Below are 13,651 nucleotides of genomic sequence, written 5' to 3' on the forward strand. Positions count from 1 at the left end.
CTAGACCTTGATCTTTGACAGGAGTTTCACAAGCTCGCGCCGTTCCATCGCGGTCAGGTCGGCGAACATCCGGTCCTCGTGCCCCAGCAGGGCCAGCCGCGCGGTTTTCTGGCGCATGACCCCGGCGGTGGTGGGGCGCAGGGCGATGGCGCGCCGGTCGGCAGGCTCACGCTCGCGGGTGATCCAGTGCGCCTTTTCCAGCGCGTCGATCACTGCCACGCTGTTCGACCGCTCGATCCCCAGCGTCGCGGCCAGATCGGTCTGGCGCACACCGGGGTGGGTGCAGATCACTGTCAGCGCCGAAAACGTGGTGATGCGCAGCCCCATCGGCTCCAGCACCCGCGCCGCATCGGCGGTGACGGCGGTGGCGCTGCGTTTCAGGCCATAGCCGATCAGCTCGGGCAGGGCGCTGTCGAGGGCGGCGTCGTGTATCGTGTCACTGGACATCGGCGTCACCGGAACTGCGGCTGGCGCTTGTCCAGGAAGGCACGCAGCCCTTCCTGGGCATCCGGGCTGGTCTGGGTCAGGGCGGCGCACAGGGATTCGGTGAACAGCCCGTCGGCTTTCGACATATCCGCGATCCGGCTGAGGGCGTGGATCATCACGTAATTCGACAGCGCCGCGTTCTGCGCGATCTTGCCCGCCAGATCCATCGCCATAGGCAGCGCCTCGCCCTCGCCCACGGCATAGTGGCACAGGCCAAGGCGTTCCCCCTGTTCAGCGTCGAACTTGCGCCCGGTCAACATCATCTCGATCATCCGGTCGGCGCCCAGAATACGGCCCACCCGCACGGATGCACCGCCGCCCACATAGATGCCGCGCCGCCCTTCGGGCAGCTGGAAGATGGTCGATGGCTCGGCGATGCGCACATGCGTGGCGGTGGCCAGTTCCAGCCCGCCGCCAATCACCGCGCCGAACAGGGCCGAGACGACCGGCAGGCCCGAGAACTGGATTTTGTCCATGACGCCATGCCATCCGCGCGAATGGCGCATCGTGCCTTCGGCGTCGCGCGCCACATGTTCGGACAGATCCAGACCCGAGCAGTAATGCCCCGCCGTGCCGGTCAGCACGACCACCTTGACCCCTTCGGGCGGGTTGGAAAAGAACGCGTCCAGCGCGCCCAGCAGCGCATCGTTCATCGCGTTGCGCTTGTCGGGGCGGTTCATCGTCAGAACCGCGATCGGCCCCTCGATCCGGGTTTGCAGGATATCGGACATCTCTTTCCCTCGGGTTATTTTTGTTATATCGTATAACTATTATTCCACACAAATACCAGCCCTTTCCCCGGGCGGTGTCCGGCGCGCAAGACCACCCGCGCGCCGGGGTCACATCAGTGCAGCACCCGCAGCAGCCCCACCGTGATCACCGGAAAGGCGATCAGGATGATCACGCGCACGATATCCGAGGCGACGAAATACATCACCGCCTTGTAGGTCTCGATCATCGGGGTATTGCGGTCCATCGAGTTGATGACGAACAGGTTCATCCCCACCGGCGGCGTAATCAGCCCGACCTCGACCACGATCAGCACGATGATGCCGAACCAGATCGCCGTCTCTTCGGGCGTCAGGCCGAAATCCAGCACCGAGATGATGGGAAAGAAGATCGGGATCGTCAGCAGGATCATCGACAGGCTGTCCATGACGCAGCCAAAGACCAGATACAGCAACAGGATGATGGTCAGGATCACCCAGGGCGAATAGCCAAGGTTGTCGACCCAGCCCGCCAGTTCCTGCGGCACCTGCGTCAGCGCCAGAAACCCGTTGTAGAAGGCCGCGCCCAGAACGATGAAAAAGATCATCGCGGTGGATCGCGCAGTGGACAAAAAGCTTTCCGACAGGGTGACGCGGTTCAGACCCCCGTTGAACAGCGCGATCAACCCGGTGCCCAGGGCGCCCACGGCTGCGCCTTCGGTGGGGGTGAACCAGCCCAGATAGATCCCCAGCACCACCAGCAGGAACACCAGCAGCACCGGCCAGACCTTGAACAGGGCCGCGAACCGCTCGGCATAGGGCATGGGCGGGCGCACACCGGCGCTGCCCGGGTTCATCCGCACATAGACCGAGATCGTCAGCATGTAGCCGATGGCGGCCAGAATGCCGGGAATGAAGGCGGCCAGAAACAGCTTGGCGATGTTCTGTTCGGTCAGGATGGCATAGATCACCAGGATCACCGAGGGCGGGATCAGGATGCCCAGCGTGCCGCCCGCCGCCAGCGTCGCGGTGGAAAACCCACCCGAATAGCCATAGCGGCGCAGTTCGGGCAGCGCGACCTGCCCCATCGTGGCCGCCGTCGCCAGCGAGCTGCCGCAGATCGCGCCGAACCCCGCGCAGGCCCCCACCGCCGACATGGCGACACCGCCCTTGCGATGGCCCAGCCATGCCTCGGCAGCCTTGAACAGCGCGGTGGACATGCCGCCCAGCGTGGCGAACTGTCCCATCAGCAGGAACATCGGCACGATCGACAGCGAATAGCTGGAAAACGTCGAATAGGTCTCGGATTTCAGCCGGGCAAAGGCCACGTTCCAGCCGCCGGTGACGAAATACAAGCCCCCCAGCCCGACCAGAAGCATCGACAGGCCGATCGGCACCCGCAAAAAGATCAGCCCGATCAGAACCGGAAAGGACGCAAGCCCGATTTCAATATTGCTCAATGGTCCGCCCCCCCGGCGGGCGCGATGATCATCCGCCCGGTGAAAAACTCGGCCGTGCGCACCACGGCCATGTAGACGCCCACCAGCGCCGCCAGCACCGCCGCCGACAGCGACACCGCATAGGCCCACCAGATCGGGAACTGCAGCAGAAAAGTCGTTTCGCCATAGCGCATCTTGGACATCATCCCGTCATACAGCCGTTCGGCGATAAGGATCAGCACGACGGCAAAAACGATCTCGACCACCATCTGGATGAAGCGGTTGGCGCTGACCCCCAGTTTCGAGGTGAAGATATCCACCGTCGCATGACCATTGGTGATCTGGCAGAACGGGATGAAGGCAAAGATGGCAAAGGCCACGCCGGCCTCGACCAGTTCGAAATCGCCGAGGATCGGCCCCACGCCGGTATCCAGCAATGTCCGGGCCATCCCGCCCAGCAACCCCGCGCCCAGATCGCTGTGCAGGAACGTGTTGATGCCGCGCCCCAGCACCGAAACGCAGGTCAGCACGATCAGCGCCAGCAACACGAACCCGCCCAGCAACGCCATGTATCGGGCCAGTCCGTTCATCAAACGGTGCATCTTGCCCCCTCCCCCTTGGTGAAATCCCCGTGTCGGGGCCGCACGCTGGCGCGGCCCCGTTTGATCGCAGGCTTACTCGGTGTGCTTGGCGATCAGGTCCTTGGCCTGCTCGACCAGTGCCGGACCATCAAAGCCGCGCCCGGTCATTTCCTCGGCCCACTTGGCCTCGACCCCGGCGGCGGCCTCGCGCCATTCGGCAACCTGCTCGTCGCTCAGGGTGATGATGTTGTTGCCACGGTCCACCGCGATCTGACGCGCGCCCGCATCCGCGGATGCCATCGTCTTGCCCGCCCAGGCCGAGGTGTCGGCCCCGGAATTGGCATCGATCACCTCCTTCAGATCGTCGGGCAGCGCGTCATACTTGTCCTGATTCATCGCAAAGATGAAAGCGGTCGTATACAGCGACGCATCACCAAATTCGGTATGGTTTTCAACCAGTTCCGACACCTTCAGGGCGGCTGTCACTTCCCACGGGATCACGGCGGCGTCGATCACGCCCTTGGACAGGGATTCCGAAATCGCGGGCACCGGCATGCCGACCGGCGTGGCCCCCAGTTCGGAAAACAGCATCGTGGTGGTGCGCGTCGGCGCGCGCAGCTTGACCCCGTTCAGGTCCGACACATCGGTGATCGGGCTTTTGGAATGGATCAGGCCAGGGCCATGCACCCAGACGGCGATGGTCTTGAAGTCCTTGTAATCGGTGTCCAGCATGTTGGCTTCGGCGAATTCCCAATAGGCGCGGCTGGTGGCCTCGGCATTGGTCATCAGGAACGGCAGTTCGAACACCTCGGCCTGCGGGAAACGCCCCGGCGTATAGCCCGCGACCGTCCAGATGATGTCGGCCACGCCATCGATCGCCTGATCGATCAGTTCGGGCGGGCGGCCCCCCAGTTGCATCGCCGGAAAGCGGTCGATCTTGATGCGGCCATCGCTTTCGGCCTCGATCTTGTCGGCCCAGACATCCAGGATCAGCGTGGGCACATTGGCCTGCGCGGGCAGGAACTGGTGCAGTTTCAGCGTCACCTCCTGGGCGGACGCTGCGGTGCCGGTCAGCGCCAGCGCGGCACCGACGGCAAAACCCAGAAATTCACGACGTTTGGTCATCTGATCTCTCCCTATGATCAGTTTCGGCCAGCCTTTGGCGGCAGGCCATTTGCCTTGGTTGGACCGTCATTCAGCATCAGTCGCAGCGACAGGTCAATCGTTGCCGGGGCCTCCCACCCCAACGTTCACGTCATTCCGGGTCGCCCAGCGTCAGCGCCACCGGGGCCAGCCCGTCGATCGTGCCGGTCATCGAGTCGCCCGCCACGACCGGGCCGACCCCGGCAGGCGTGCCGGTAAAGATCAGATCACCGGGTTGCAGGTGATAGAAACGCGACAGATGGGCGATGATCTCGGGCACAGACCAGATCATCTCGGTCAGGGTCGCGTCCTGCTTCACCGCGCCATTGACGCTCAGCGTGATGCGCTGATCGGCGGGTGTGAACCCGGCGGCGGGCGTGATGGCCGCAATCACGGCCGAATCCTCGACATCCTTGCCCAGATCCCAGGGGCGGCGCGTGTCCTTGGCCTGCGCCTGCAGATCGCGGCGCGTCATGTCCAGACCGCAGGCATAGCCAAACACATGCTCCAGCGCGGTGTCTGTCGTGACGCGAAAGGCCGGTTTGCCGATGGCGACGACGAACTCCATCTCGTAATGGTAGTCCCGCGTTTCCAGCGGATAGGGGATGGTGCTGCCGGTCTGGCAGATCGCCCATGGCGTCTTGGTGAAATAGAACGGCGCCTCGCGATCCACCTCGACCCCCATTTCGGCGGCATGGGCGGCATAGTTGCGGCCCACGCAGAAAATGCGGCGCACCGGGAATGTGGCTTCGGTGCCCGCGACGGGCACCTGCGGCAGGGAGGGAAGGTCGAAAACTGCTGTCATTGGCTGTGCCTTTGGTCCTGTGCTGTGTGTCTGGCGCGGGGCCATGCCGCCATGTATCGGGCGCGCGGGGCGTGTGGCAATAGTTATATAATATAACTATTATCTGGCAAGAGAAACTTGTGCCGCCAGTAGCCCAGATGCTCGTCTCACCGGATCAGGATGGCGCGGAAATCGTTGACGTTTGTGCCGGTGGGGCCGGGCGTGAACAGCGCGTCAATGGCTGCAAAGGCGGTATAGGCATCGTTGTCGGCCACCGCCATGGCCGGATCGACCCCGGCGGCACGCATCCGTGTGGCGGTCTGGCCCGAGGCAAAGGCTCCGGCGTTATTCTCGGACCCGTCGATACCGTCGGTATCCGCCGCCAGTGCGGTGATGCCGGGCAGGCCGTCGATGGCGCGTGCGAAGGCCAGCAGAAATTCGGTGTTGCGCCCGCCGCGCCCCTGCCCGCGCAAGGTGACGGTGGTTTCGCCCCCCGATAGCAGCAGCGCGGGCCTGGCAAAGGGGCGGTCGTGCTGCGCGATCTGGCGGGCGATGGCAGCATGGACAAGCGCCACCTCGCGGGCCTCGCCCTCGATCGCGTCAGACAGGATATGCGCGGCGATGCCATGGCGCGCGGCCAATGCGGCGGCGGCGTCAAGCGAGCGCGCGGCCGAGGCGATCACCGCCACTTGATCGCGCGCAAAGGCCGGGTCGTCGGGGTGCGGCGAGTCCTGTGGGGCGTTTTGCAGGAAGGCGGTGATGCGTTCGGGCAGGTCGATCCGGTAATCCCGGATCGCCGCCAGTGCCGTTGCACGATCACTGGCGTCAGGCACGGTGGGGCCGCTGGCCACCTGTGCCGGATCATCGCCCGGCACATCCGACACGATCAGGCTGACCACCCGTGCGGGATGGGCGGCGGCGGCCAGCCTGCCGCCCTTGATCCGGCTGAACTGCTTGCGGATCGCGTTCATCGCCCCGATCGGCGCGCCGCTGCGCAGCAGTGCTGCGTTCAGCGCCTGCTCATCCTCCAGCGTCAGATCGCCGGGCGGGGCGGGCAGCAGGGCCGAGCCGCCGCCACAGATCAGCGCCACCACCAGATCATCCGCCCCCAGACCGCGGACTGCGTCAAACATCGCACGGCTGGCGTCCAGACCGGCAGCGTCGGGCACCGGATGCGCGGCCTGCATCACGCGGATATGCGCGGTGCCGCAGCCATAGCCATGGCGCGTGACCACCACGCCCTGACAGTCGCCCCACAGCCGTTCGAACGCGGCGGCCATCTGCGCGGCGCCCTTGCCCGCGCCGACCACCACGGTGCGCCCCTTAGGTCGCGCGGGCAGATGCGGGGCCAGCGCCAGGTCCGGGTCGGCGGCGGCAACGGCGGCGTCAAACAACGCGCGCAGGAGTTCTGTGTCCTCTGTCATGGCCAACAGCTTAGCTGCGGCCTTTCCAGGGCACCAGCCAGCGTTCGGCCATGCGGAACAGAATGTCGATGCCATAGCCGATCACCCCGATCAGGATGATCCCCATCAGCACCACGTCGGTCAGCTGGAACCGGCTGGCGACCATGATCATCATGCCCGCGCCCTTTTCCGCCGCCACCAGTTCGGCGGCCACCACCGTGCCCCAGCACACGCCCATGGCAACCCGCGCGCCGGTGAAGATCTCGGGCAGGCTGTTGGGAATGATCACGTGGCGCAGGATCTGCCATTTGCTGGCCCCCAGCGAATAGGCGGCATGCACCTTGGTGATGTTGACCCCCGACACACCGGCGCGCGCCGAGATCGTCATGATCCAGAGGGCTGCGAGAAACAGCAGGATGATCTTGCCGCTCTCGCCAATCCCCGCCCAGATGATCACCAGCGGGATCAGCGCAAGGGGCGGCACCGGGCGCATGAATTCGACGATGGGATCGAACCAGCCGCGAAACCAGTCACTCAGGCCCATGGCATAGCCCAGCGGGATGCCCACCGCCGCGCCAAGGATGAAGCCAAGCACGACGCGGTACAGCGACCAGCCCAGGTGCTCCCACAGGGTGAAGTTCTGATAGCCGGTGCTGGCGATCTCGGCCACCCGCGCTACCACGGCCTCGGGCGGGGGCAGCCAGATCGGCTCCATCTGCCACCCCTTGGGCGGCTCGTAGTTGAGCGACCCCTTGGACGTGACGGCAACGCGCCCGGCATCGGTGCGGACCTCGCCACCCGCCTCCACCGGCTGACCGTCGATGGCGACAATGCGCGCGCCATCGTCGCGGGTGATCTGGTCATTGGCGTCAAAGATCAGCAGCTTCGAGCGCCACGCCGCGACGGTGAGCGTGTCATTTCGTGCAAAGCCCTCGCCGGGGTCGATGTCACGATCCTCGGCGCTTTCGCCGCGGTTGTGGACACGGATGAACACGGTGGCGTCGTCACGGCTGCCGTCCGGGGCCTCGACGGTATAGGTGAACTGCGTGTCGCCGACAAAGGGACCGGGCGCATGGACCGGCACCCAGTTGCTGCCGGTGAACGCCCCCCAGAGCAGGAATATAGTGACCACGGAAATCACGCTGGCCCAGCGATCGGGGCGCACCGCGCTTTCGTCGCCGAAGGTCACGGTCTTGAGCGACGAGAAATCGCGCCGTTCGGTCAGGCGGCGCGCGCCCAGACGGACGATGACGAAAGCGGCGATGAAGATGCCGATATAGAGGACAAGGATGGTCATGCCTGCTCGCCTTCGCCACGGCCCATGATCTCTTCTTCCATGTCCCAGATCATACCCAGTATTTCTTCGCGCCGCTGGCCGAATTCAGGGTGTTTCTTGACCTCGCGCAGGTCCTGCCCCACGCCCATGTCGGCAAAGGGCAGGTTGTAATCCATATGGATGCGCCCCGGACGCGGGGCCATGACCAGCAGGCGTTCGCCCAGCAACAGCGCCTCTTCCACGGAATGGGTGATCAGGATGATGGTCTTGCCTGTCTCCTTCCACAGCTTCAGGACCAGCCCCTGCATCTTTTCGCGGGTCAGCGCATCCAGCGCGCCCAGCGGCTCGTCCATCAGGATCACATCGGGGTCATTGGCCAGACAGCGCGCCAGCGCCACGCGCTGCTGCATGCCGCCCGACAGCTCGTAGATCGCCTTTTCCTTGAAATCGCGCAGGCCGACGACATTCAGCAGGTGATCCACCTCGGCACCATACTCCGACGCGCGCCGCCCGGCCATGCGCGGACCGAAACTGACGTTGTCGCGCACGTTCATCCATTCGAACAGCGCGCCCTGCTGGAACACCATGCCGCGTTCGGCGTCCGGCCCCTTGACCGCGTGGCCGTTCAGGGTGATGCGCCCTTGGGTCGGGGCCAGAAACCCCGCGAGGATGTTCAAAAGCGTGGTCTTGCCGCAGCCCGACGGCCCCAGCACCGACAGCAGTTCGCCGGGGTTGAGGGTCAGCGACACGTCCTGCAACGCCTGCACATGCCCGCCGTTCGGCAGATCGAACCGCATGGAGATGTTTTCGATGGAAAGCCCGGTCATTGCCTGCCTTTTCTTGTCGTTGACCGGGCGCGCCGCCACCTGCTGACGCGCCCGGGCCGGTGATCACATGCCTTGCGCCGACGCCAGCGGGCCGGTGTTGACATGGGTTTCATAGCTGTCCAGCGCGGCACCGATGCTGCCGGCCTCGACAAACACATCGGCCACGCCCTTCATGAACTCCTGCGCGCCACCGCCCAGCCATTTGGCGGTCAACTGATCCTCGACCGTGGGAAAGACGAAGGTGTCGATGGTGGTGGCGGTGGCGTCCATATCCATGCCGCTGTCCTGTGCGATGACCGGCAGCATGGTGTCGCGGTTGGCCGGATCGGCCCACATCGCGTTGGCATCCGCCGTCACTTTCAGGAAGGCCGCCACAAGTTCGGGGTTCTCCGCCACAAAGGACGACGGCCCCGAGGTGACGTCGAAAACCAGAATGCCCAGGTCTTCCTTCTCCGCACCGGTCAGCAGGACATTGCCATGCTCTTCGGCGCGGCGCAGCGACCCGCCCCAGCCGCAGAACATGTCGACAGCCCCCTGCGCGATGGCGGCGGCCCCTTCGGGCGGGGCCATGTTGACGATCTCCATCGACGAGATGTCCACGCCGAAATGGGTCATCTGCTTGAGGTATCCGTAATGCGCGGCGGTGCCCAGCGGCACGGCCACCTTCTTGCCCGCCAGTTCGTCCGCGCTGTCCTTGTCGATTTCCAGATCGGCGCGCACCACGCAGTTGTCGTTGTCGGCATAGCTGACCGCCACATCGACGATCTGCAGGTCCTGCCCGGCGCTGGTGGCCACCACGAAGGGCGGCACGCCCTGCGACACCGACAGGTGCACGTCGCCGCTGGCCATGGCCGCGCTCATCGCGGTGCCGGTGTCAAAGGCGCGCCAGTTGACGGTGACGCCCAGCGCCTCGTCATAGGTGCCCTGTACCTTGGCGTACTGGAACGGCATCGGCCATTCCAGGAAATAGGCCACGGTGATCTCGTCCATCGCCTGTGCGGCACCGGTCATCAGCGCCAGCGCGGCTGCGGCGGATGTCAGCCTGGATGTCAGCTTCATGTGTCGTCTCCCGTTGGTCTTTTGTTTGTCCGTCCGGCCTGCGCCGCACCCTTGGGCCTGCGCGGGGCGGATCTGTTTTGTCTGCACGCGTGGCGGCGCTGTGGGTGAAAAAATCCTGCCACGCCCGTTTATGGGACGGGAAAACCCGATTCCGATCAATGGTTTTGCGCCTGTTTCGCAGGCGATGCCCGAAAATTCGGCAGCACCCCGGGGATCGCGGCGGCGCAAAACCCGTGTGATTTCCATCGAGTCTGGCAAGGATTTCAGCAGGTGCCGCCGGTGGCGCAAAGATCTGGCGCTATCAGCGCGTCCGATCTGGTCCTATTTTTCCAAACGCGGGCAGAGTGTGATAAGTTCAGACAAAACCCGCGTAGCGCGCGGCGTTTCCCCGTTTCCCAAGATATGCGGAGCACACCATGGACGGAACATTCGACAACGACCTGACCAAGATCGAGGACATGGACCGCGCCCATGTCTGGCACCACCTGATGCAGCACAAGCCGCTGGAAACCGGCGCGCCGCGCATCATCGTCGAGGGCAAGGGCATCCATGTCTGGGACCAGCACGGGCGGCAGCATCTCGACGGTGTCTCGGGCGGGGTCTGGACCGTGAACGTGGGCTATGGCCGCGAAAGCATCGCCAATGCGGTGCGCGACCAGTTGATCAAGATGAACTATTTCGCAGGCTCCACCGGGTCGATCCCTGGTGCCATGTTCTCGGAGCGGCTGATCTCCAAGATGCCGGGGATGAGCCGGGTGTATTACACCAACTCGGGCTCCGAGGCGAACGAGAAGGCCTTTAAGATGATCCGCCAGATCGCGCACAAACGCCATGGCGGCAAGAAGACCAAGATCCTGTACCGCGACCGCGATTACCACGGCTCGACCATCGGGGCGATGAGCGCCGGCGGTCAGGATGAGCGCAACGCGCAATACGGCCCCTTTGCCCCCGATTTCATCCGCGTCCCGCATTGCATGGAATACCGCAAGCATGAACAGGACGGCGCGCCCGAAGAGAACTATGGCGAGTGGGCCGCCGAGCAGATCGAACAGGTGATCCTGCGCGAAGGCCCCGATACGGTGGGCGGGCTGTGTCTTGAACCCGTGACGGCTGGCGGTGGCGTCATCACCCCGCCCGAGGGGTATTGGCAGAAGGTGCAGGAAATCTGCCGCAAGTACGACGTGCTGCTGCATATCGACGAGGTCGTCTGCGGCGTGGGCCGCACCGGCACCGAATGGTTCGGCTATCAGCACTACGGCATCGAGCCGGATTTCGTGACCATGGCCAAGGGTGTGGCATCGGGCTATGCCGCCATCGCCTGCTGCGTCACGACCGAACGGGTGTTCGACATGTTCAAGGATGACGTCGAAGACCCGTTGAACTATTTCCGCGACATTTCCACCTTTGGCGGCTGCACCGCCGGCCCCGCGGCGGCGCTGGAAAACATGCGCATCATCGAGGATGAGGGGCTGCTGGAAAACACCACGCGGATGGGCGATTACATGCTGGATCAGCTGTGGGCGCTGGCCGACAAGCACAAGGTCATTGGCGATGTGCGCGGCAAGGGTCTGTTTCTGGGCGTCGAGCTGGTGGCCGATCGCGACACGCGCGACCCCGTGGCCGAAAAGCTGGCGCAGAAGGTGGTTGCGGAATGCAACGCGCAGGCGGTCATCATCGGCGTCACCAACCGCTCGATCCCCGGCAAGAACAACACCCTGTGCTACAGCCCCGCGCTGATCGCCACCAAGGATCACATCGACGAGCTGGTGACGGCAACCGACGTGGCGCTGACCCGCGTCTTCGGCTGACCGTTCGGTCATGGGGGTGGGTTGGCACCCACCCTACCGACCCCCGTAGGGTGGGTGCCAACCCACCCCGTGCCTTATCAATCACTCAAGGCCGCGACGTGCCTCTTCGGCCTGACAGCCCGCCGGATCATGCGACCGGCGGGCGTTTTCTTTCAGACGCCATGCGCGGCGCGGCTGTCTTTCGGGGCCTGCGCGCGGCTGTCCATGCCATAGTCGCGGATCACCCCCGCGACCCGCAAACGATAGCCCGCGAACATCACGTCACGCCCTTCGCGCTGTGCGCCGCGGTGCTGCGGCAGGTTGCGCCAGGCCTCAAGCGCGGCCTCATCCTCCCAGAACGAGATGGACAGCAGCTTGCCCGGGGTCGTCAGGCTCTGGAACCGCTCGACGCTGATGAAACCGGGGATGCCTTCGGCCAGCGGGCGCATCCTGGCGGCCATGTCCAGATACGGCTGTTCCTGCCCTTCGGCGGGGAAAACCTCGAAGATGACGGCGATCATGTAACCCTCCTGCATGGTGGCGGGCAGGGTCAAAGACCTGCCTGCCCGCACCGCTCCTATCCGCAGGGCGCGCCGGTGTCACCCCAAGGCTAACGGAACCGGGCGACCAGCCATAATGCCAGTTTACCACCTCTGTATATCCAGATAACGTGACCGAATGGCGATCCCGGTGGAAACCTTTTACCTTGATGCGCGCGGGCAGGCGACGTTGCAGGCGCGCATCCAGCAGATGATCGCACAGGGCATCCTGTCGGGGCGGTTCCGGCGCGGCGAAAAACTGCCCTCGACCCGGAAGCTGGCCGCGCATCTGGGCGTCAGCCGGATCACAGTGACCCTGGCCTATACCGAGCTTGTCGCCTCGGATTACCTGATGTCGCGCGGGCGGTCGGGCTATTTCGTATCCGACAATGCGCCCGAGCCGCCTCCCGTCCCGGCCCTGACCGTGCCTGCCGACCGGGTGGACTGGACCCGCGCCATCGGCCAGCGGTTCACCGGCGGGGCCGCGCCGGACAAGCCGCTGGACTGGGCGCGCTACCCTTACCCGTTCATCTATGGCCAGACCGATGCAAGCCTGTTCGATCACGCCAACTGGCGGCTCTGCGCGGTGCAGACGCTGGGGCAGCGCGATTTCGCGGCGCTGACCAGCGATCAGTATGATCAGGACGATCCGCAACTGGTGGAGTTCATCGCCCGCCACACCCTGCCCCGGCGCGGCATCATCGCCACCCCGTCGCAGATCCTGGTCACGATGGGTGCGCAGAACGCGCTGTGGCTGGCGGCGCAGGTGCTGCTGACGCAGCGCAGGCGCGCGGCGGTCGAAGACCCGTGTTACCCGGCGCTGCGCGACGTGCTGACCCACACGCGCTGCCATCTGTCGGCGGTGCCGGTGGATGGCGACGGGCTGCCGCCCGAGCTGATCCCCGACGGCACCGACGTGATCTTCACCACTCCGTCGCACCAGTCGCCCACATCCGCCACCATGCCGCTGGCACGCCGTCATGCCCTGCTGGACCGTGCCCGCGCGCTGGAGGCGCTGATCGTCGAGGATGACTACGAGTTCGAGATGGCGTTCCTGCGCGCCCCCTCGCCCGCGCTGAAATCGCTGGATGAGGACGGGCGCGTGATCTATGCAGGCAGCTTTTCCAAGTCGCTGTTTCCGGGGCTGCGGCTGGGCTATCTGGTGGGCTCCGCCCCCTTCATCGCCGAGGCGCGCGCACTGCGGGCCAGCGTCCTGCGCCATCCACCGGGGCTGATGCAGCGGGCGGCGGCCTATTTCCTGAGCCTTGGCCATTACGACGCGCTGATCCGGCGCACGGCCAGGGCCTATGCCGAGCGTCGCCACGTGATGGAGGCAGCGATTGCCGCCGAGGGCCTGAGCATCGCGGGGCGCGGCGCGCATGGCGGGTCATCCTTCTGGATGCAGGCCCCCGAGGACACGGATACCGATGCTCTGGCGCTGGCGCTGCGCGGCGATGGCGTGCTGATTGAACCCGGGCGGCCGTTCTTTGCGGGCGATGCCCCGCCGGGGCGGTTCTACCGGCTGGCCTATTCCTCGATCCCGTCCGAGCGGATACCCGAAGGCGTGGCACGGATCGCGCGGGCGATGCGATAGCCCCTATCTGGCCTTAAGCCACGCAA

At 65.1% G+C, this 13,651-nt stretch carries 13 protein-coding genes; 2 read left to right on the top strand and 11 right to left on the bottom strand.

All coding sequences use genetic code 11. The annotated features are described in order from the left end of the window. The 10 genes from ACFTOW_RS09850 to ACFTOW_RS09895 form a co-directional block, all read right to left on the bottom strand. A complete protein-coding gene (locus tag ACFTOW_RS09850) occupies positions 1-447 on the bottom strand; it encodes a MarR family winged helix-turn-helix transcriptional regulator (RefSeq protein ID WP_379915130.1) in 447 nt (148 codons plus the stop codon). Between the two features lie 5 nt (positions 448-452). Then, entirely contained in the window at positions 453-1,217 is a 765-nt protein-coding gene (locus ACFTOW_RS09855; RefSeq protein ID WP_379915132.1) for a crotonase/enoyl-CoA hydratase family protein, read from the bottom strand. Between the two features lie 113 nt (positions 1,218-1,330). Next, on the bottom strand, positions 1,331-2,653 hold the full coding sequence (locus ACFTOW_RS09860) for a TRAP transporter large permease (protein WP_379915134.1): 1,323 nt from the start codon (positions 2,651-2,653) through the stop codon (positions 1,331-1,333). After that, positions 2,650-3,234: a TRAP transporter small permease gene (locus ACFTOW_RS09865; protein WP_379915136.1), complete on the bottom strand. Its 585-nt coding sequence runs from the start codon at positions 3,232-3,234 to the stop codon at positions 2,650-2,652. Before ACFTOW_RS09865 ends, ACFTOW_RS09860 begins: the two co-directional genes overlap by 4 nt. 72 nt (positions 3,235-3,306) lie before the next feature. Then, positions 3,307-4,338 (bottom strand): TRAP transporter substrate-binding protein, encoded by a 1,032-nt coding sequence (locus ACFTOW_RS09870; RefSeq protein WP_379915138.1) that lies wholly within the window; start codon positions 4,336-4,338, stop codon positions 3,307-3,309. 130 nt (positions 4,339-4,468) lie between these two features. Next, positions 4,469-5,161 (bottom strand): fumarylacetoacetate hydrolase family protein, encoded by a 693-nt coding sequence (locus ACFTOW_RS09875; RefSeq protein ID WP_379915140.1) that lies wholly within the window; start codon positions 5,159-5,161, stop codon positions 4,469-4,471. Between the two features lie 146 nt (positions 5,162-5,307). Further along, positions 5,308-6,564, bottom strand: coding sequence for a glycerate kinase type-2 family protein (locus tag ACFTOW_RS09880; RefSeq protein ID WP_379915142.1), 1,257 nt, complete (start codon positions 6,562-6,564; stop codon positions 5,308-5,310). A 10-nt stretch (positions 6,565-6,574) separates the two neighbouring features. Continuing rightward, positions 6,575-7,840 (bottom strand): ABC transporter permease, encoded by a 1,266-nt coding sequence (locus ACFTOW_RS09885; protein WP_379915144.1) that lies wholly within the window; start codon positions 7,838-7,840, stop codon positions 6,575-6,577. Next, entirely contained in the window at positions 7,837-8,646 is an 810-nt protein-coding gene (locus ACFTOW_RS09890) for a taurine ABC transporter ATP-binding protein (RefSeq protein ID WP_379915146.1), read from the bottom strand. Before ACFTOW_RS09890 ends, ACFTOW_RS09885 begins: the two co-directional genes overlap by 4 nt. A 63-nt stretch (positions 8,647-8,709) precedes the next feature. Continuing rightward, positions 8,710-9,705, bottom strand: a complete 996-nt coding sequence (locus tag ACFTOW_RS09895) for a taurine ABC transporter substrate-binding protein (RefSeq protein WP_379915148.1) — start codon at positions 9,703-9,705, stop codon at positions 8,710-8,712. 416 nt (positions 9,706-10,121) lie between these two features. On the opposite strand from ACFTOW_RS09895, the gene ACFTOW_RS09900 reads away from it, so the two are divergent. Then, positions 10,122-11,513: an aminotransferase family protein gene (locus ACFTOW_RS09900; protein WP_379915151.1), complete on the top strand. Its 1,392-nt coding sequence runs from the start codon at positions 10,122-10,124 to the stop codon at positions 11,511-11,513. A 152-nt stretch (positions 11,514-11,665) separates the two neighbouring features. Here ACFTOW_RS09900 and ACFTOW_RS09905 read toward each other — a convergent pair whose 3' ends face one another. Next, positions 11,666-12,013 (bottom strand): antibiotic biosynthesis monooxygenase family protein, encoded by a 348-nt coding sequence (locus ACFTOW_RS09905; protein WP_379915153.1) that lies wholly within the window; start codon positions 12,011-12,013, stop codon positions 11,666-11,668. 157 nt (positions 12,014-12,170) lie between these two features. On the opposite strand from ACFTOW_RS09905, the gene pdxR reads away from it, so the two are divergent. After that, the gene (gene pdxR / locus ACFTOW_RS09910; RefSeq protein ID WP_379915155.1) at positions 12,171-13,625 is read left to right on the top strand and encodes a MocR-like pyridoxine biosynthesis transcription factor PdxR; all 1,455 of its coding nucleotides are present in this window, start codon (positions 12,171-12,173) and stop codon (positions 13,623-13,625) included. Positions 13,626-13,651 lie beyond the last annotated feature (26 nt).

This window comes from Lacimonas salitolerans (genome assembly GCF_042677865.1).
GTDB lineage: Bacteria > Pseudomonadota > Alphaproteobacteria > Rhodobacterales > Rhodobacteraceae > Lutimaribacter > Lutimaribacter salitolerans.

Bases quoted from the DNA above. Each gene is read 5' to 3' on its own strand.
- pdxR (WP_379915155.1), top strand. From the start codon at position 12,171: ATGGCGATCCCGGTGGAAACCTTTTACCTTGATGCGCGCGGGCAGGCG.
- ACFTOW_RS09895 (WP_379915148.1), bottom strand. From the start codon at position 9,705: ATGAAGCTGACATCCAGGCTGACATCCGCCGCAGCCGCGCTGGCGCTG.
- ACFTOW_RS09880 (WP_379915142.1), bottom strand. From the start codon at position 6,564: ATGACAGAGGACACAGAACTCCTGCGCGCGTTGTTTGACGCCGCCGTT.
- ACFTOW_RS09885 (WP_379915144.1), bottom strand. From the start codon at position 7,840: ATGACCATCCTTGTCCTCTATATCGGCATCTTCATCGCCGCTTTCGTC.
- ACFTOW_RS09900 (WP_379915151.1), top strand. From the start codon at position 10,122: ATGGACGGAACATTCGACAACGACCTGACCAAGATCGAGGACATGGAC.
- ACFTOW_RS09865 (WP_379915136.1), bottom strand. From the start codon at position 3,234: ATGCACCGTTTGATGAACGGACTGGCCCGATACATGGCGTTGCTGGGC.
- ACFTOW_RS09870 (WP_379915138.1), bottom strand. From the start codon at position 4,338: ATGACCAAACGTCGTGAATTTCTGGGTTTTGCCGTCGGTGCCGCGCTG.
- ACFTOW_RS09855 (WP_379915132.1), bottom strand. From the start codon at position 1,217: ATGTCCGATATCCTGCAAACCCGGATCGAGGGGCCGATCGCGGTTCTG.
- ACFTOW_RS09850 (WP_379915130.1), bottom strand. From the start codon at position 447: ATGTCCAGTGACACGATACACGACGCCGCCCTCGACAGCGCCCTGCCC.
- ACFTOW_RS09875 (WP_379915140.1), bottom strand. From the start codon at position 5,161: ATGACAGCAGTTTTCGACCTTCCCTCCCTGCCGCAGGTGCCCGTCGCG.
- ACFTOW_RS09905 (WP_379915153.1), bottom strand. From the start codon at position 12,013: ATGATCGCCGTCATCTTCGAGGTTTTCCCCGCCGAAGGGCAGGAACAG.
- ACFTOW_RS09890 (WP_379915146.1), bottom strand. From the start codon at position 8,646: ATGACCGGGCTTTCCATCGAAAACATCTCCATGCGGTTCGATCTGCCG.